Genomic DNA, 18,415 nt, shown 5'->3' with positions numbered 1-18,415 from the left:
CTGGCCGGCGCGCCCGGTACCCCTGGCACGGCAAAACCCCCGGTGCGCCAGCGGCGATCCGCTCGGGCCGGCGCGGTGTTGCACGCCGGACCTACGGGAACCTTTGATTAGACTCTGCGCGAAAGTTCGCCGCCAGATGCGCCGGACAGGACGAATACGTGAAGTACGCCTGACGATTGCAGTAGCCTAATCGGAGGAACCAGTTTCTTACGACCGAAAAAACGACGAAAACGGGCCGCTAATTGACGGCCAGGCCACGATCATGGCGCATTACTGTTGCATGCTCGCGACGCCCGGCGGTGCATGCCGTCCGTCTGGGGCCATCGGCACCGCTGGCGACGCTGCCCGCCGCGGTCTGCCGATGCGCGAACTGTGCCGACCGCATCACCGCCCGGCCGCCGCGCCGAAACCCAAGTGGAGCGCGCGCTGCGGCAAGACAGCAGCGCGTAATGATACCTTATAATTCCGGCTGTTTCGGGGCGTTCGGGCCCTGAAAAACTTGTAACTTCGACGATCCTGGGGTGCCCCCCGGGCGCACCCGTCCGGCACCCCCTGGCCATGGCGCCAGTTGCCGGACGCGCGGCGTCCTTGCGGGCCCCCCGACGGCCACCCGACGACGGTTGGGTGGACGCCGGTCCGCGAACCGGCGCCCACCCGCGCGTCACGGCCGCAACACCCCCGGTCCGCAGGACCGAACCCGGCGCGCGCGCCGTACCACGCCATGGCTCTCGAACTCTCCGACGTCAAGCGCATCGCGCATCTGGCCCGCATCGAAACCAGCGATGCCGAGGCCGAGCAGACGCTTGCCCAGCTCAACAACTTCTTCTCCCTGGTGGAACAGATGCAGGCGGTGGACACCACCGGCATCGAACCGCTGGCCCACCCGCTGTCGGCCGTGCGCGACATCGCCCAGCGCCTGCGCGACGACGCCGTGACCGAGTCCGACCGCCGCGACGACTACCAGCGCCCCGCGCCCGCCACCGAAGGCGGCCTGTACCTGGTGCCGAAGGTCATCGAGTGACGACGCCCGCCCAGCCGTCGCCCACCCTCCAGCCGCCTGCCGATCCGACATGACCTTTTCCGCCGACCAACAGACCTCCCTGCGCCAGATCGCCGACGCGCTGGCCGCCCGCACCATTTCCGCCGAGGAACTCGCGCGCGACTACCTGGCCCGCATCGACGCGGCCCGTGACCTGAACGCCTTTGTCGACGTCGACGCCGGGCGCACGCTGGCCCAGGCCCGTGCCGCCGACGAGCGGCGCGCCAACGGCCAGGCCGGCCCGCTGACCGGCGTGCCGATCGCCCACAAGGACGTCTTCGTGACGCGCGGCTGGAAGTCCACCGCCGGCTCGAAGATGCTGGCCGGCTACGAGAGCCCGTTCGACGCCACCGTGGTCGAGCGCCTGGCCGCCGCCGGCATGGTCACGCTGGGCAAGACCAACATGGACGAATTCGCGATGGGGTCGTCCAACGAGAACGCCTGGCAGGGGCCGGTGCGCAACCCTTGGGACACCAGCCGCGTGCCGGGCGGGTCGTCGGGCGGGTCCGCCGCCGCCGTGGCCGCGGGCCTGGCCCCGGCCGCCACGGGCACCGACACTGGCGGCTCGATCCGGCAGCCGGCGTCGTTCTCGGGCATCACCGGCATCAAGCCGACGTACGGCCGCGTGTCGCGCTACGGCATGATCGCGTTCGCGTCGTCGCTGGACCAGGGCGGCCCGATGGCCCACACGGCCGAGGACTGCGCGCTGCTGCTCAACGCGATGGCCGGCTTCGACCCGAAGGATTCCACGAGCCTGTCGCCCGAGCAGGGCGGCGTGGACGAGGACTTCACCCGCCTGCTGGGCCAGCCGCGCGCCGGCGCCAGCGCGTCGCAGCCGCTGGCCGGCCTGCGCATCGGCCTGCCGCGCGAGTACTTCGGCAAGGGGCTGTCGGCCGACGTCGAGCAGGCCGTGCGCGCCGCGCTGGCCCAGTACGAGAAGCTGGGTGCCACGCTGGTCGACGTCTCGCTGCCCAAGACCGAGCTGTCGATCCCGGTGTACTACATCATCGCGCCGGCCGAGGCGTCGTCGAACCTGTCGCGCTTCGACGGGGTGCGCTACGGCCACCGCGCCGCCGAGTACCGCGACCTGCTGGACATGTACAAGAAGAGCCGCGCCGAGGGCTTCGGCCCCGAGGTCAAGCGCCGCATCATGGTGGGCACCTACGTGCTGTCGCACGGCTACTACGACGCCTACTACCTGCAGGCGCAGAAGATCCGCCGCATCATCGCCGACGACTTCCAGCGCGCGTTTGCCGAGTGCGACGTGATCATGGGCCCGGTGGCGCCCAGCGTGGCCTGGAAGCTGGGCGAGAAGACCGCCGACCCGGTGCAGATGTACCTGGCCGACATCTTCACGCTGTCCACCAGCCTGGCCGGCCTGCCCGGCATGAGCGTGCCGGCCGGCTTTGGCGACGGCAACATGCCCGTCGGCCTGCAGATCATCGGCAACTACTTTGACGAAGCGCGCCTGCTGCAGGTGGCCCATGCGTTCCAGCAGGCCACCGACTGGCACCTGCGCCGTCCGGCCTGAACGGGGCGCCCGGACCATGCGCCTGCACGCCCTGCCCCGCCTGCCGCTGCGGCTGGCCGCCGCCCTGACGCTGGCCGTGATGGCCACGCTGCTGGCCGGCTGCCAGATCCCGTTCGTCGGCCGCTCCACGCCCATCGCGGCGCGTGACATCGACCTGGTCGGCAACTGCCAGCGTACCGAGGAAGACGGCTTCCGCGAGGACGCGCAGTTGCGCGTGGCCGACAACACCGTGCAGCAGCTGAACTGGAAGCTGTGGGTCGGCAAGCGCGGCTCGTGCAGCTTCAACCTGGCCGAGTTCCGCCAGGTGCGCAAGACGCCACACATCGAGCTGCGCGCCAACGACGGCAGCGCCTGCAAGCTGATGGTCTGGCAGGACCCGCGCCGCGTCACGCTGGCGCACGCGGGCTGCCAGGCGCGCTGCACGCCGGGCATTTACGAGGAAGCCTGGCCCGTGATGTTCGAGCCAGGCACCGGCGCCTGCGCCAGCACGCGCTAGCGGCCCGCCCAACCAGACCCAGACCATGGCGCTGCCCCAGCCCGCCTCTGCCCGGCCACCGACGGTTCCCACCGTGGTGGGCCGCTGGCTGCGCGGCACGCTGGCGGCCGGCGCCATCGCCATCGCGCTGATGCCATCGGCGCCGGCCCAGCCGACCGTGGCGCTGGCGCCGATGGCGCCCGCCGCGCCGCTGCCGGCCCTGTCGGCACCGGCCAGCACGCCGCTCGCGATGCCGGCCACGGCCACCGAACCCGCCACCGCGCGCGTGCGCCTGCCCGCCGAGCCCGGCATGCCGGCGCTGACCGCTTACTGGTTCATGCCGCGCGAGGGCTCGGTCGCCCGCAGCCAGCCGCTGCCCGTGGTGGTGGCGCTGCACGGCTGCGGCGGGCTGGTCGACATGAAGGTGGCGGCCCGGCGCGCCGGCACCATCGAGGAAGTCATCGACCCGGCCGGGGGGCTGCAGACCCGCTACCGCGACTATGCGCACTGGCTGACCGAGCGCGGCTACGCGGTGCTGATGCCCGACAGCTTCAGCCCGCGCGGCAAGGCGCAGGGCATCTGCACCGAAGCGCTGGACAACCGCGCCATCGACGAGAAGACCCGCCGCGCCGACACGCTGGCCGCGCTGCGCTGGGTAGCCAGGCAGCCCGGCATCGACACGCGGCGCATCGTGCTGCTGGGCTGGTCCAACGGCGCGCAGGCCGTGCTGGCGACGATCGACGCCAGCCGCCCGTGGCCCGAAGGCACGCCCACCGTGGACCGCGCCGTGGCGTTCTACCCCGGCTGCAAGCGCGCCGTGCAGCAGCACGACTTCCGGCTGCGCACGCCGCTGCTGCTGATGATCGGCGGCGCCGACGACTGGACGCCCGCCACGCGCTGCGCGATGCTGCAGAATGCGGTGCAGAGCCGGCAGCCCAAGGCCCGTTTCCGCCTGGAGATCTATCCCGGCGCGTACCACGGCTTCGACGGCACCAGCGAACTCCACGTGCGGCGCGACGTTGCCGCGCGCCAGGGGTCCGGTGTCACGGTCGGCGGCGACGCCGTGGCGCGCGTGGCCGCGCTGGCGCAACTCGATTCATGGCTGGCGAGCCCGGACCCCTGACGACACCCAGACGCGGGACCCGGATTCGACACCAAACGCACACCGATACAGCAAGACTTCATACAGGAATACCGCCATGCAATGGGAAGTGGTGATCGGCCTGGAGACGCATACGCAGCTCTCCACGGCCTCCAAGATTTTCTCCGGCAGCTCCACCGCGTTCGGGGCCGCCCCGAACACGCAGGCGTCGCCGGTTGACCTGGCGCTGCCGGGCGTGCTGCCGGTGCTGAACAAGGGCGCCGTGGAGCGCGCCATCCAGTTCGGGCTGGCGATTGGCGCCAGGATCGCGCCGCGCAGCATCTTCGCGCGCAAGAACTACTTCTACCCCGACCTGCCGAAGGGCTACCAGATCAGCCAGTACGAGATCCCGGTGGTGCAGGGCGGCCAGATCACTATCCAGGTGGAAGGCAAGCAGGGCGTCTACGAGAAGACCGTCAACCTGACGCGCGCGCACCTGGAGGAAGACGCCGGCAAGTCGCTGCACGAGGACTTCGCGGGCATGACCGGCATCGACCTGAACCGCGCCGGCACGCCGCTGCTGGAAATCGTGACCGAGCCCGACATGCGCAGCTCGGCCGAGGCCGTGGCCTACGCCCGCGCGCTGCATTCGCTGGTGGTGTGGCTCGGCATCTGCGACGGCAACATGCAGGAAGGCAGCTTCCGCTGCGACGCCAACGTGTCGGTGCGCCCGGTGGGCCAGGAGAAGTTCGGCACCCGGCGCGAGATCAAGAACCTGAACTCGTTCCGCTTCCTGCAGCAGGCCATCGACTATGAAGTGCAATGGCAGATCGCCGAGATCGAGGATGGCCGCGAGATCGTCCAGGCCACCGTGCTGTTCGATCCGGACACCGGCGAGACGCGCGCGATGCGCACCAAGGAAGACGCGCACGATTACCGCTACTTCCCCGACCCGGACCTGATGCCGCTGGAGATCGACGCGGCCTGGATCGAGCGCGTGCAGCGCGACCTGCCCGAGCTGCCGGCCGCCATGCAGGCGCGCTTCGTGTCGCAGTACGGCCTGTCGGCCTACGACGCCAGCACCATCACGGCCACCAAGTCGATGGCCGCCTACTACGAGGCCGTGGTGCAGGCCGTGGGTGCCGCCAGCGCCAAGCCGGCCGCCAACTGGCTGATGGGCGACGTGGCGTCGCAGCTCAACCGCGACGGCATCGCCATCGACGAGGCGCCGGTCCAGCCGGCCCAACTGGCGAAACTGCTATCGCGCATTGCCGACGGCACGGTGTCGAACAACACCGCCAAGAAAGACGTCTTCCCGGCGATGTGGGCCGGCGAGAGCGACGGCGACGCCGACGCGATCATCGCCGCCAAGGGCCTGAAGCAGATGTCCGACACGGGCGAGCTGGAAAAGATCATCGACGACGTGCTGGCCGCCAACGCCAAGTCGGTCGAGGAATTCCGCGCCGGCAAGGAAAAGGCGTTCAACGCGCTGGTCGGCCAGGCCATGAAGGCCACCAAGGGCAAGGCCAACCCGGCCCAGGTCAACGAACTGCTGAAGAAGAAGCTGGGCTGAGCGGGATCGGCATCCTGGAATGAAAGCCGGCCACGCCCGAGAGGGGGTGGCCGGCTTTTTTCATGGGTGCGGATGGCTGCCGGTCAGCCCCGCCCTTCCAGCGCGGCCAGCCGTGTCTGCAAGCCGGCCAGTTGTTCCAGCAGGGCGTTGAGCTGCCCCAGGTTCACGGCGTCGTTGGCCTCGGTGCCCGCCGCCACGTTGACGATCTGCCGCGGCAGGTCCGGCGCGCCGACGGAGACGGCCTGCGCGCGGTCGCACGTGGAGCCTGCGCCAAGTGCCACGCTGCCGGTTGCGGTCGCCGATGCCGCGCTGCCGAGTGCCACCGTGTTGCCGCTGGTGGCGCTGGCGTTGGAACCCACGGCGAGCGCCGCGTTGCCCTCGCCGCTGGCGCGGGCACTGACGCCCACCGCAACGTCGCCGGTACTGGACGCGTGCGCGCGGCCGCCGATGGCCTGCGCGCTGTCGGCGGTGGCGGCGGCGCCGGACCCGATCGCCATCGCGCTTTCCCCGCCCGGCGCCAGCGCGCCCCGGCCGATGGCGATGCTGTTGGGGCCGCCCGCGCCGGCACCGGGGCCGAAAGCGATCGATTCGGTGCCCGCGGCCACCGAATCGCGCCCGGCGCTGTTGACGTGCAGGTACTTGGGACCCCGCGTGCCATCCTCCAGCGCGGTCACCCGCTTGGCGGTGGCATCGAGCTGGCTGCCGTTCACGGCATCGGTACTGGTTTCCGAGACCGCGCCCGGCGCCACGTTGACGATTATCCGGCGCGTATTGGCGTTGCCCACCGATACCACGTCGTCGGCGTCGGCCGTGCTGTGGGCGCCCAGCGCCACGCTGCGCGCGCCGGCCGCCGAGGCGTGGTAGCCCAGCGCCAGCGCGCTTTCGGCGTTGGCCGACGCATCGACGCCGAACGCCTGGGCCGCGTGGGCGGCCGCCACCGAATGCCCACCGATGGCCAGCGCCCGCGTGCCGCTGGCCTGCACCACGCCGCCGATCGCAATCGAATTGTGTTCGCCCGTAGCCCGGGCCATGACGCCGAATGCCATGTTCTCGACGCCGCTGGCCACCGCCACCGGCCCCACGGCCACCGAATCGGCGCCAGATGCATTGGCATCCTCGCTCCAGCCCGGGTTCACTCGAAAGTATTTGATGCCTTCCTGCGCCATCGCGTTGCTCCTGATCGTCCGTATTTGTAGGGATGCCCGCCGTCTCGGCCTGCGATGGCCGGCGACGTGGCAAGGCCATCGTGTCAGACAACCTTTTCGGACGACATGGAAGCGGATGGAGCAACACTGACCCATGCCGCCTGCCGCCGGTATGGCAGCGCGGAGGCGGCAACCAGGGCGATGGGGCGGCCGTCGCGGCTGGTTACATCGGGCTCTTGGCGCGCAGGCCCTCTTCCAGCAGCGACCGCAGCTTGGCCAGCGCGCCGGGGTCGCCATGCGCGGCGGCGCGGGCGTACCAGATCTTGGCCTGCTCGATGTCCTTGTCGACGATGCCGGGATAGCCGCGCTCGTAATAGCTGCCGACGATGTACTGCGCGCCCCCGTCGCCGGCCGTGGCGGCCTTGCTGTACCACGTGAACGCCTGCCCGTAGTCGCGTGGCACGCCGCGCCCGGTGAAGTAGTTGGTCGCCAGCGCCATCTGGGCCTGCGTGTGGCCGCCCTGCGCGGCACGGGCGTACCAGCGGTTGGCATCCTCCAGCGATTTCGGCACCAGCTCGCCGCGCTCGTGCAGGTCGCCCAGCGTGTACTGGGCGTGGGTCATCTGGTTGTCGGCGGCCTTGCGCAGCCAGACCAGCGCCTCCTGTGGCTTGGCGGTCGTGCCTTCGCCGCGCAGCAGCATCATCGCGTAGTTGAACTGGGCGAGCCGGTTGCCCTTCTGCGCGGCGGCGGCAAAGCCCTGGAGCGCGGCATCGAAATGGCCAGCCTCGTAGGCGGCCACGGCGTCGCGGGTCTGGGACTGGGCGACAGCGGGTGGCTCACCCGCCGCATTCACGCTGCCGGTCAACAAGGCGGCATGAAGGATGGCGATCAGGCAGAGACGGGCGAAGGCGGGGTTCCGTGGCATGGAAGGCTCCAGAACCTCTGTCGAGTCGAGGTCCTGATTTAGTGTAGGCGGCTTCCAGGCGCCCTCTTATGCCACGGACAAATTACTTAGATCTCGCTATCACCATTTATATTCTTCGCGCGAATATCAACTTCAACTCGCCCCGGTCAGGCTGGCAACGCGGTCGCTCAACGCGGTCAACTGCGCCTGCAGTGCCTGAAGCTGATCGACGTTCACAGCGTCCGTCCCCTGCTCGCCGGGTGCCACATTGACGATCTGGCGCGTACGCACGCCCTCGGCGCCGACTGAAACCGCGCCCGCGCGATCGCATACCGAACCGTAGCCAATCGCCACACCGTAGTCCACATTGACCCGCGACTGGCTGCCGAGCGCCGATCCATAGAGCGCGGGAGCCGCCGAACTGGCGCCCAGCGCCACAGTGCCAACCTGGCTCGCCTGGGTGTTGGCGCCGATCGCGCAGGCGAACATCTGGCTGGCGCCCGAATTCGCGCCCAGCGCCACACTCTGCGATGCCGTCACCGACGATTGGTCGCCGATTGCCACGGCCCGCACCGCCGAGGCAACGGCGACGCCGAGCGCAATGGCATTGGCGCCCGATGCGCTGGCCTTGCTGCCGACAGCGACGGCGTCGTTGCTGCTGGCCACCGCGCCTGCGCCGGAAGCCACGCTGTACGGTGCCGATGCATTGGCTTGTCGCCCGAAAGCCGAGGCACCCTCGGCAGCGGCCACCGCCAGCGTGCCCACGGCCGTGGCGAACAGCGCCGTGGCCGACGTCGTAGACCCCACGGCCGTGCTGCGGTCGCCCGATGCGTTGGCCTCGGCGCCCAAGGCCGATGCGCGCCCCACCGTGGCCTGCGCGGCGCGTCCCACCGCCACGCTGTAGATGCCGGAGGCGCGCGCTATCGTGCCGACTGCCACGGCATTGTTGCTTCCCTCGGCCACCGATTCGGTCCCGATGGCAATGCCGTCGGCGCCGGGGGCATTGGCCGACTGCCCGATCGCGATCGCCGTGCTGCCCGTCGCCGTGGCGTCCGGCCCGGTCGCGTTGGCGCGGAAGTAGGGAATGCCGCTCGCGAGCGCGGCCGAGGTAGCCGTTGCTTGGAATTGGTCTGCCATTGTCTGCTCCACAGGTTCGATATCTGGAAGCCATCGGCCCTGCCGATGGCGGACCCCCATCGTTCCAAAGGGCGTTGGCAGTTGCCATGGAAAGGGATGGAACAGACCGCTTCCATCGCCACGCCGCAAACGTGGCGCGAATTCTCCGGCGATGGATTCCCGCGTTCCCCGCCCTACCCCGCAAACCGGTACCCCACCCCCACCTCTGTCAGCAGGTGCACCGGCTGCGCCGGGTCGGCTTCGAGCTTGTGGCGCAGGTGGCCCATGTACACGCGCAGGTAGTGGCTGCTTTCCGAATGCGACGGCCCCCAGACCTCGCGCAGCAGTTCGCGATGGGTCATGACCTTGCCGCGATGGGCGATCAGCACGGCCAGCAGCCGGTATTCGATCGGCGTCAGGTGCACGGACGCCTCGCCGCGCGTGACCAGCCGGTTGGCCAGGTCCACGCGCACGTCGCCGAACGCGATCTGCGGCGTGCCCTGGGGGTTGGCCCTGGCGTGGCGGCGCAGCAGCACGCGCACGCGCGCCACCAGTTCGCCCACGCCGAACGGCTTGGTCAGGTAGTCGTCGGCGCCGGCGTCCAGCGCGGCGATCTTGTCGGCCTCGTCGGTGCGGGCGGACAGCACCAGCACGGGCACCTCGGTCCACGTGCGCATCTCGCGGATCAGCGTCATGCCGTCGCCGTCGGGCAGGCCCAGGTCCAGGATGACGATGTCCGGCTGGCGCGTGCCGGCATCGATCAGGCCGCGCCGCAGCGTGTCGGCCTCGTGCACGGCGCAGCCCTCGGCCTGCAGCGACTCGCGCACGAAGCGGCGGATATGGGGTTCGTCCTCGACCAGCAGGACGGTCGGCGAATAGTCGAAAGGCATCTCAGTGCGGCGTGGGTTGGGGCGGCGCGGCCAGCCCGGGCTGGTCGGACGATTCTGGCAATTCGGGGGCGATGTCGGGCGGATTGCCGCGCGGCAGCGCCATGACGAAGCGTGCGCCGGGGCGGCCGGGCTCGACCCAGATGCGGCCCCCGTGGGCCTGCACGATGGCCTCGCAGACGGCCAGCCCCAGCCCGACGCCGGCCGTGGCCGACTCGCGCTCGCCGCGCGTGAATTTCTCGAAGATCCGGCGCTCCTGGCCGGCCGGCACGCCGGGGCCGTCGTCGGCCACCACCAGCCGCACCTCGCCATCTCCGGGCGCGCCAGTGGCCTCGCCCGACACGCGGATCGTGCTGCCCGGCGGCGTGTACTTGGCGGCGTTCTCGAACAGGTTGCACAGCACACGCTCGACCAGCACGGCGTCGCACTCCACCAGCGGCAGCACCGACAGGTCGTCCACCTGCACGCGATGGCCGCGCAGCGTGTCGCGCATCGACGCCAGCGCCGCGCCCACCAGTTCCTCCAGCGACTGCCAGCCGCGCTGCAGCGCCACGTCGTGCTGCTGCAGCCGCGCCATGTCGAGCAGGTTGACCACCATCGTGCGCATACGCCGCGCTTGCGCGTGCAGCGCCGCCACCGTCTCGGCGGCCGCCGGCGGCAGCGGCGGGCTGGCGCGCTGCAGCGTCTCGGCCATGCCCAGCAGGCCGGTCAGCGGCGTGCGCAGGTCGTGCGACACCGCGGCCAGCAGCGAACTGCGCAGCCGTTCCGATTCGATCGACAGCAGCGCGCGCTGCGCCACGTCGACGTAGTGCAGCCGCTCGATGGCGATGGCCACCAGCGTCGCGAACACGTCGGCCTGCCGGCGCAGTTCGGGCCGCGCCAGCGCGTGCCACGCGCTTGGCTCCACGGCCAGCACGCCGCGCGTCTGCATCGGCGCCTTCAGCGGCAGGTACAGCACGGTGCTGCCGGGCAGCGTGTGCGTGCCGGTGCCGGCCGGCTCGCCGTGGTCGTAGACCCACTGCGCCAGCACCGTGTCCACGGCCTCGCGCCGGGCCGTGCGCGAGCCGGCATCGGGCGACGACGGCCCCGCCACCGGCGCCAGCCGGCCGCCCGCATCGGGCAGGAAGAACGTGGCATGCGCGTCCAGCGCGGCGCGCAGGAACCGGCTGCCGATCTCGACGATCTGGTCCGGCGTCAGCGCCGCCGACAGCTCGCGCGCCAGTTCGTACAGCGTGCGCGCGTCGGTCTCGCGCTGCACCGCCACGCGCGCCTGCTCGCGCAGCCCGGCCGTGAGCTGGCCGATGACCAGCCCCACGGCCAGCAGCACCAGGAAGGTCAGCAGGTACTGCACGTCGCTGACCGCGAACGACAGCCGCGGCGGCACGAAGAAGAAATCGAACGACGCCACGGCCAGCACCGACGCCAGCGCCGCCGGCCCGCGCCCGTGGCGCAGCGCCACGCCGACCACGGCCACCAGGAACAGCATCGCGATATTGACGATGTCGAACCACGGCCGCGCCAGCGTGGAAACCCCCGTGGCGCCGGCGCACCACACCACGGCCCAGGCGTAGTCGCGGCGGCGCAGGCCGGGGCGGGGGGCGGCGTCGGCATCGGACAGCGCCACGCCAGGCGGCGGCGCGATGCCGGGCGCCATGCCGGGGGTGATGCCGGGCGCATCGGGCCGGGTGGCGTCGGCGCGCGTGGTATCGGCGGCCACGCGGATCACGTCGATCTCGGGACAGTTCGCGGCCAGCGCATCGGCAAACGACGGCCGGCCGATCAGCCGCCCGCCCGCACCCAGCAGCGGCGCCATGGTCCGCGCCAGCCACATGCGTGCGCGTTCGACCGGGCCGCCGTCGGCACGCCATTCGGTGGGCGCGCGGCCCACCAGCACCTTGGTGAGGTTGTGCCGGCGGATATAGCCGGCCACGGCCGCCACCATGTCGTGCCCGGCCAGCGTCTCGGTGCGGGCGCCGAGTGATTCGGCCAGTTCCAGCGCGGCGCGCAGCCGCACGCGCGGCGGCTCGGCCGGCGGCAGCAGGTGCGACGCCGCCACGGTCACCACGTGCCAGTCGCAGTCGAGCTGCCCGGCCAGCCGGTGCGCGCTGCGCACGACCTGCGCGGCATCGTCGCCGGGGCCGATGCACGCCAGCACGGCCTCGCGCGTGCGCCAGACCGGCGTGATGCGCTCGGCGTCGCGGTACGCGCGCACATCGTCGTCCACGCGGTCGGCCGTGCGGCGCAGCGCCAGCTCGCGCAGCGCGATCAGGTTGCCCTTGCGGAAGAAGTTGCGCGCGGCATGGCGGGCCTGCTCGGGCAGGTAGACCTTGCCTTCGCGCAGGCGCCGCAGCAGTTCGTCGGCCGGCAGGTCCACCAGCACCACTTCGTCGGCGCCATCGAACACGGTGTCAGGCACGGTTTCCCAGACGCGCACGCCGGTGATGCCGCCCACGGCCTGGTTCAGGCTGTCCAGGTGCTGCACGTTGACGGTGGTCCAGACGTCGATGCCGGCGGCCAGCAGCTCGTGCACGTCCTGCCAGCGCTTGGGATGGCGGCTGCCCGCCGCGTTGGAATGCGCCAGTTCGTCGACCAGGATCAGCGCCGGCCGCCGCGCCAGCGCGCCATCGAGATCGAACTCGCGCAGCACGCGGTCACGGTACGGCACGTCGCGCAGCGGCAGTTGCGCCAGGCCGTCGAGCAGCGCCTGGGTCTCGGCCCGGCCATGCGTCTCGACCACCCCCACCACCACGTCCAAGCCCTGCTCGCGCTGCGCCCGCGCCGCGGTCAGCATCGCAAACGTCTTGCCGACCCCCGCCGATGCACCAAAGTAGACCCGCAACCGCCCCCGCGCCGCACGCACGTCTTCCGCCTGCATGCGTTGCAGGAGGGCGTCGGGGTCCGGGCGATGGGGGTCAGTCATGGTTGGGGATTTTGCCATGGGGCGCGGGACGACATCGCGGGTATGGTTTGGCTTCCCTCTCCCGCGTTGCGGGAGAGGGCCGGCGGCTCAACGTGCGGCGTGGTCGGCAAGCAGAGCCTCGACGCCCTCTCCCCCAGCCCCTCTCCCGCGTCGCGGGAGAGGGGAGCGAAAACCGTGCGATGCGTCATGCGTTCCCGCTTGTTGGCTCCCCTCTCCCGCCTTGCGGGAGAGGGGTCGGGGGAGAGGGCCGGCGGCTCAACGTGCGGCGTGGTCGGCAAGCAGAGCCTCGACGCCCTGTCCCCCAGCCCCTCTCCCGCGTCGCGGGAGAGGGGAGCGAAAATCGTGCGATGCATCACGCGTTCCCGCGTGTTGGCTGCCTACCCCCCAACCTTCGCGCCATCGAGCGCCAGGTTCAGCTTCAGCACATTGACCCCTGGCTCGCCGAGGATGCCCAGCGTCGGGGTTTCGGTGTTGGCGGCGATCAGCGCTTGCACCTTTGCCAGGGGCAGCCCGCGCAGGCGGGCGACGCGGCTGGCCTGGTAGCGGGCGGCGGCCGGGCTGATGTGGGGGTCCAGGCCGCTGGCCGAGGCGGTGACCAGGTCCACCGGCACCGGCGCCGTGTTGCCGGGATCGGCGGCGTGCAGGGCGTCCAGGCGGGCGCGGGCGGCGTCGGTCAGGGCGGGGTTGGTCGGGCCCAGGTTCGAGCCGACCGAGGCCGCCGCGTTGTACGGCATCGGCGCCGTGGCCGAGAGTCGGCCCCAGAAGTATTTCGGGTCCGAGAACGGCTGGCCGATCAGCGCCGAGCCGACGGTCTTGCCGTCCTGCACGATCAGCGAGCCGGCGGCCTGCTGGGGAAACACCGTGCGGGCGATGCCGGTCACCACGCCCGGATAGAGCAATCCGGTGAGCACCGACAGCCCCACGAAAATCGTCAGCGCCGGGCGCAGCATACCGGCCTGGCGCGCCGGTTCGGTCATGGGATGGGCTTGCGTAGACATAGCAATTCTCCTAAATCAGATCCAGCCGAACATCGTCAGCAGCAGGTCGATCAGCTTGATGCCGACGAACGGCACCAGGATGCCCCCCAGCCCGTAGACCAGCAGGTTGCGGCGCAGCAGCACGGCGGCGCCCAGCGGGCGGTACACCACGCCGCGCAGCGCCAGCGGAATCAGCACCACGATGATCAGCGCGTTGAAGATCACCGCGGACATGATGGCCGACGCCGGCGTGGACAGGTGCATCACGTTCAGCAGGTTCAACTGCGGATACGTGGTGGCGAACGCGGCCGGGATGATCGCGAAATACTTGGCCACGTCGTTGGCCACGCTGAACGTGGTCAGCGACCCGCGCGTCATCAGCATCTGCTTGCCGATCTCGACGATCTCGATCAGCTTGGTGGGATTGCTGTCCAGGTCGACCATGTTGCCGGCCTCGCGCGCGGCCTGGGTGCCGCTGTTCATCGCCACGGCCACGTCGGCCTGGGCCAGCGCCGGGGCGTCGTTGGTGCCGTCGCCGGTCATGGCCACCAGCCGGCCCTGGCCCTGGTATTCGCGGATCAGCGCCAGCTTGGCCTCGGGGGTGGCCTCGGCCAGGAAGTCGTCCACGCCGGCTTCCGCTGCGATGGACGCCGCCGTCAGCCGGTTGTCGCCCGTGATCATCACGGTGCGGATGCCCATCTTGCGCAGTTCGCCAAAGCGCTCGCGGATGCCGGTCTTGACGATGTCCTTGAGCTCCACCACGCCCAGCACGCGCACGGTGTCCTCGGTGCCCTCGGCCACCGACTCGGCCACCACCAGCGGCGTGCTGCCGGCGCGCGCCACGTCGTCAACAGCCTGCATCACGGCGTCCGGGAACTTGCCGGCGCGCTCGGTCACGTAGCGGCGCAGTGCATCGGCCGATCCCTTGCGCACGCTGCGCACCACGTGGCCCTGCGCCACGTCCACGCCGCTCATGCGCGTCTGCGCCGTGAACGGCACGAACACGGGCGCGGCCACGCCCCGGCCGCCCATCTCGGGCGACGCGGTGCCGGGACGCTGGCGGGCCAGCGCGACGATGCTGCGGCCCTCGGGCGTCTCGTCGGCCAGCGACGCCAGCCACGCGGCCTCGGCCAGCTGGCGCTCGGTCACGCCCGGCGCGGCGATGAAGCGCGACGCCTGGCGGTTGCCGTGCGTGATCGTGCCGGTCTTGTCGAGCAGCAGCACGTCGACGTCGCCGGCCGCTTCCACGGCGCGGCCCGACGTGGCGATCACGTTGGCCGCCATCATCCGGCTCATGCCGGCCACGCCGATGGCAGACAGCAGCCCGCCGATCGTGGTCGGGATCAGGCACACCAGCAGCGCCACCAGCACCGTCACCGACACCGGCACGCCCGCCTTGGTCACCAGCACCGCGTAGAGCGAGTACGGCTGCAGCGTGGCGGTGGCCAGCAGCAGCACCAGCGTCAGGCCCACCAGCAGGATCGTCAGCGCCAGCTCGTTGGGCGTCTTCTGGCGGCGCGCGCCCTCGACCATGCCGATCATGCGGTCGATGAAGCTTTCGCCGGGGTTGGTGGTGATGCGAACGACGATCCAGTCGGACAGCACGCGGGTGCCGCCCGTGACCGACGAGAAATCGCCGCCCGATTCGCGGATCACGGGCGCCGATTCGCCGGTGATGGCGCTTTCGTCGACCGAGGCGACGCCTTCGATGACCTCGCCGTCGCCGGGAATCATCTCGCCGGCCTCGACCAGCACCACGTCGCCGCGCCGCAGGTCGGTGGCCGGGCGCGGCTCGGTGGCGCCGGTGGCGCGGGCGTCGGCGCGGCCCTGGCGCACCACGCGGGCCATCGTGGTGGTCTTCAGCCCGCGCAGCGCGGCGGCCTGCTGCTTGCTGCGGCCCTCGGCCAATGCCTCGGCAAAGTTGGCGAACAGCACCGTGAACCAGAGCCAGACCGTCACGGCCAGGATAAAGCCGGCCGATTCGCCGCCCGGCGACGGCTGCAGCCAGGCGCGCAGGAACAGGATCGTGGTCAGGATGCTGCCCGCGTAGACCACGAACATCACCGGGTTGCGCAACTGCGCGCGCGGGGTGAGCTTGCGCAGCGCGTCGAGCATGGCCGGCTTGACCAGCTCTGGCGCGAACATGCCGCGCGCCGGGCGCGGATGGTGCGGCACGCCGGCAACGGTGGTGGCGGGTTGGCGGGACGGCGCGGCGGCGGGGGTGCGGCTGGCCGGAGTGTGTTGTGACATGCGAATTCTCCGCGGATTACCGGGCAGCCGCCGAGGCGGACTGCAGTTGCTCTGCCACCGGCCCCAGGGCCAGCGCGGGCACGTAGGTCAGCGCGCCAACCAGCAGCACGGACCCCGTGAGCAGCACCACGAACAGCGGGCCGTGGGTGGGCATCGTGCCGGACGTGGCCGGCGTGCGGCGCTTGGCGGCCAGCGATCCGGCCATCGCCAGCACGGGCACGATGATCCAGAAGCGGCCGAACCACATGGCCGCGGCCAGCAGCACGTTGTAGAACGGCGTGTTGGCGGACAGCCCGGCAAAGGCGCTGCCGTTGTTGTTGGCGGCCGACGACAGCGCGTACAGGATTTCAGAGAAGCCGTGGGTGCCCGGGTTGAACACGCCCGCGCGCCCGGCCCCGGCCATCACCGCGATGGCCGTGCCCACCAGCACCAGCAGCGGCGTGACGAGGATGGCCACGGCGGTCATCTTCATCTCGTACGCCTCGATCTTCTTGCCCAGGTACTCCGGCGTGCGGCCGATCATCAGGCCGGCGATGAACACGGCCAGCACGGCGTAGACCAGCATGCCGTAGAGCCCCGATCCCACGCCGCCGAACACCACCTCGCCGAGCTGCATCAGCAGCATCGGCACCAGCCCGCCGATGGCCGTGAACGAGTCGTGCATGGCGTTGACGGCGCCGCACGACGCGGCCGTGGTGATGGTGGCGAACAGCGCGCTGGCCGAGATGCCGAAGCGCAGTTCCTTGCCTTCCATGTTGCCGCCGGCCTGCAGCGCCGACGCCGCGTGGTCGATCGGCAGCCCGGCCAGCGCGGCGTTGACCTGCGATTCGGACGCCATGGCCGCCAGCGCCATCACCACGAAGATCACGGTCATCGACGCAATCACGGCCACGCCCTGCCGGCGGTCCTTGACCATCTCGCCGAACGTGAAGCACAGCGCGGCGGGGATCAGGAAGATCGCCAGCATCTCGATCAGGTTCGCCAGCGGCGTGGGGTTCTCGAACGGATGCGCCGAGTTGGCGTTGAAGAAGCCGCCCCCGTTGGTGCCGAGCATCTTGATGGCCTCCTGCGACGCCACCGGCCCCATCGCCAGCGTCTGCGTGGCGCTGCGCGCGGCCTCGGTCACAGGCTGGCCGGCGGCGTCCAGCACCGGCTGGCCGGCCGCGTCAACCTTGGGCTGCGTGTATTCGACCGGCGTGACGAGCTGCACGTCGCGGTAGGCATCGAAGTTCTGGATCACGCCCTGGCCGACCAGCGCCACGGCGACGACCACCGACAGCGGCAGCAGCACGTAGAGCGTGGTGCGCGTCAGGTCGACCCAGAAATTGCCGATGGTCTGCGCACTGTGCCGCGCGAAGCCGCGGATCAGCGCGAACACCACGGCGATACCGGTAGCGGCCGAGACGAAGTTCTGCACGGTCAGCGCCAGCATCTGCGTCAGGTAGCTCATCGTCGACTCGCCGGCGTAACCCTGCCAGTTGGTGTTGGCGACGAAGCTGACGGCCGTGTTGAACGACGAGTCCGGCGAGACCGCGCCAAACCCCTGCGGGTTCAGCGGCAGCACGCCCTGCAGCCGCTGCAGCGCGTACACGGCCACCACGCCGAGCACGTTGAAGACGATCACGGCGATGGCGTACTGCTTCCAGCCCATTTCGGCGTCGGCGCGCACGCCGGCCACGCGGTACAGCCCGCGCTCCAGCGGACGGCCCCAGGCCGTGAGCCGGTAGGTGCCCTCCTCGATCGCGCGGCGCATGTAGCGCCCCAGGAAGGGGCCGGCGACGAACAGGATCGCCAGGAACAGGGCCAGCAGACCCAGAAACTGGGCCCAGGGAATGGCAGGCGTCGACATCAGAATTTCTCCGGCCGGAACAGGGCTACGAGCAGGTAGACAAAAAGCGCGACGGCCAGGCCGCCGCTGAGCAGGTCGGTCCAGTCCATCAGAGCCCCCTGTCGGCGGCCGACTGCTTGGAAGACGCACCGTCGGCGCCACCGCGCCCCGCCGGCAGGTTGGCGCCCAGCGCGGCGCACAGGGCCAGCAGCGCACCCGTCAGCGCGCCAAAGGCCAGCAATACGAGGAAATAGATCCCGTCCATGATGTTTTTGCAGGCCGGGCGCCTGCAGAGTGATTCACGGATTGGAGGTTAGGGACCGGGGGGTAAAAACGGGGTAGAGAGGGAGGGAGGGGGTGTAAAGGAGATATAAAAATGCGGGGGGGGCTGGTGGCTGGTGGGCTGGTGGGCTGGTGGGCTCGAAGGCTGGGGGGCTGGTAGCTGGTAGCTGGTAGCTGGGGGCTGGTGGTTGGGGGCTGGGGGTTGGTGGGCATCCGCCTGCTGCCGGTTTGCTCCCCTCTCCCGCCTGCGGGAGAGGGGTTGGGGGTGAGGGCCGGCGGCTCAAGATGCGACAGTGGCAGTTTGGACCGCGGGGGGGCGCCCCCCCCCCCCCCCCCCCCCCCGCCGGGGGGGGGGGGGCCCCCCCCCCCCCCCCCCCCAACCCCCCCCCACCCCCCCCCCCCCCCCC

General features: G+C 70.9%; 15 protein-coding genes. 5 read left to right on the top strand and 10 right to left on the bottom strand.

The features are described 5' to 3' along the window. Positions 1 to 721 precede the first annotated feature (721 nt). From gatC to gatB, 5 genes are all read left to right on the top strand, one after another. Entirely contained in the window at positions 722 to 1,021 is a 300-nt protein-coding gene (gatC, locus tag QTN24_RS18200) for an Asp-tRNA(Asn)/Glu-tRNA(Gln) amidotransferase subunit GatC (protein ID WP_124682761.1), read from the top strand. A gap of 49 nt (positions 1,022 to 1,070) precedes the next feature. Further along, a complete protein-coding gene (gatA, locus tag QTN24_RS18195) occupies positions 1,071 to 2,570 on the top strand; it encodes an Asp-tRNA(Asn)/Glu-tRNA(Gln) amidotransferase subunit GatA (RefSeq protein ID WP_124682762.1) in 1,500 nt (499 codons plus the stop codon). A 16-nt stretch (positions 2,571 to 2,586) separates the two neighbouring features. After that, positions 2,587 to 3,066: a hypothetical protein gene (locus QTN24_RS18190; RefSeq protein ID WP_124682763.1), complete on the top strand. Its 480-nt coding sequence runs from the start codon at positions 2,587 to 2,589 to the stop codon at positions 3,064 to 3,066. 25 nt (positions 3,067 to 3,091) lie between these two features. Beyond that, positions 3,092 to 4,168 (top strand): dienelactone hydrolase family protein, encoded by a 1,077-nt coding sequence (locus QTN24_RS18185; RefSeq protein WP_124682764.1) that lies wholly within the window; start codon positions 3,092 to 3,094, stop codon positions 4,166 to 4,168. Positions 4,169 to 4,244: 76 nt separating this feature from the next. After that, entirely contained in the window at positions 4,245 to 5,699 is a 1,455-nt protein-coding gene (gene gatB, locus QTN24_RS18180; RefSeq protein WP_313838808.1) for an Asp-tRNA(Asn)/Glu-tRNA(Gln) amidotransferase subunit GatB, read from the top strand. Between the two features lie 83 nt (positions 5,700 to 5,782). Here the strand turns inward: gatB and QTN24_RS18175 are convergent, their stop codons facing one another. The 10 genes from QTN24_RS18175 to QTN24_RS18130 form a co-directional block, all read right to left on the bottom strand. Beyond that, positions 5,783 to 6,865 (bottom strand): hypothetical protein, encoded by a 1,083-nt coding sequence (locus QTN24_RS18175; protein WP_124682766.1) that lies wholly within the window; start codon positions 6,863 to 6,865, stop codon positions 5,783 to 5,785. A 202-nt stretch (positions 6,866 to 7,067) separates the two neighbouring features. After that, the gene (locus QTN24_RS18170; protein WP_313838804.1) at positions 7,068 to 7,769 is read right to left on the bottom strand and encodes a tetratricopeptide repeat protein; all 702 of its coding nucleotides are present in this window, start codon (positions 7,767 to 7,769) and stop codon (positions 7,068 to 7,070) included. 132 nt (positions 7,770 to 7,901) lie between these two features. Next, positions 7,902 to 8,885 (bottom strand): hypothetical protein, encoded by a 984-nt coding sequence (locus QTN24_RS18165; RefSeq protein WP_313838803.1) that lies wholly within the window; start codon positions 8,883 to 8,885, stop codon positions 7,902 to 7,904. 173 nt (positions 8,886 to 9,058) lie between these two features. Beyond that, entirely contained in the window at positions 9,059 to 9,754 is a 696-nt protein-coding gene (gene kdpE, locus QTN24_RS18160) for a two-component system response regulator KdpE (RefSeq protein WP_313838802.1), read from the bottom strand. 1 nt (position 9,755) lies between these two features. Beyond that, positions 9,756 to 12,671 (bottom strand): sensor histidine kinase KdpD, encoded by a 2,916-nt coding sequence (locus tag QTN24_RS18155; RefSeq protein ID WP_313838800.1) that lies wholly within the window; start codon positions 12,669 to 12,671, stop codon positions 9,756 to 9,758. 377 nt (positions 12,672 to 13,048) lie between these two features. After that, positions 13,049 to 13,669: a potassium-transporting ATPase subunit KdpC gene (gene kdpC, locus QTN24_RS18150; protein ID WP_313838798.1), complete on the bottom strand. Its 621-nt coding sequence runs from the start codon at positions 13,667 to 13,669 to the stop codon at positions 13,049 to 13,051. A 15-nt stretch (positions 13,670 to 13,684) separates the two neighbouring features. After that, on the bottom strand, positions 13,685 to 15,898 hold the full coding sequence (gene kdpB / locus QTN24_RS18145) for a potassium-transporting ATPase subunit KdpB (RefSeq protein WP_313838796.1): 2,214 nt from the start codon (positions 15,896 to 15,898) through the stop codon (positions 13,685 to 13,687). A 16-nt stretch (positions 15,899 to 15,914) separates the two neighbouring features. Then, positions 15,915 to 17,747: a potassium-transporting ATPase subunit KdpA gene (kdpA, locus tag QTN24_RS18140; protein WP_313838794.1), complete on the bottom strand. Its 1,833-nt coding sequence runs from the start codon at positions 17,745 to 17,747 to the stop codon at positions 15,915 to 15,917. Next, positions 17,747 to 17,836, bottom strand: coding sequence for a K(+)-transporting ATPase subunit F (gene kdpF, locus QTN24_RS18135; RefSeq protein ID WP_124682774.1), 90 nt, complete (start codon positions 17,834 to 17,836; stop codon positions 17,747 to 17,749). The genes kdpA and kdpF overlap by 1 nt, the downstream gene beginning before the upstream one ends. Next, positions 17,836 to 17,991, bottom strand: coding sequence for a hypothetical protein (locus tag QTN24_RS18130; protein WP_172966012.1), 156 nt, complete (start codon positions 17,989 to 17,991; stop codon positions 17,836 to 17,838). The genes kdpF and QTN24_RS18130 overlap by 1 nt, the downstream gene beginning before the upstream one ends. Positions 17,992 to 18,415 lie beyond the last annotated feature (424 nt).

The sequence above is a fragment of the Cupriavidus sp. SZY C1 genome, assembly GCF_032190535.1.
Lineage (GTDB): Bacteria > Pseudomonadota > Gammaproteobacteria > Burkholderiales > Burkholderiaceae > Cupriavidus > Cupriavidus pauculus_C.
This window is presented reverse-complemented; position numbering and strand designations above follow the sequence as displayed.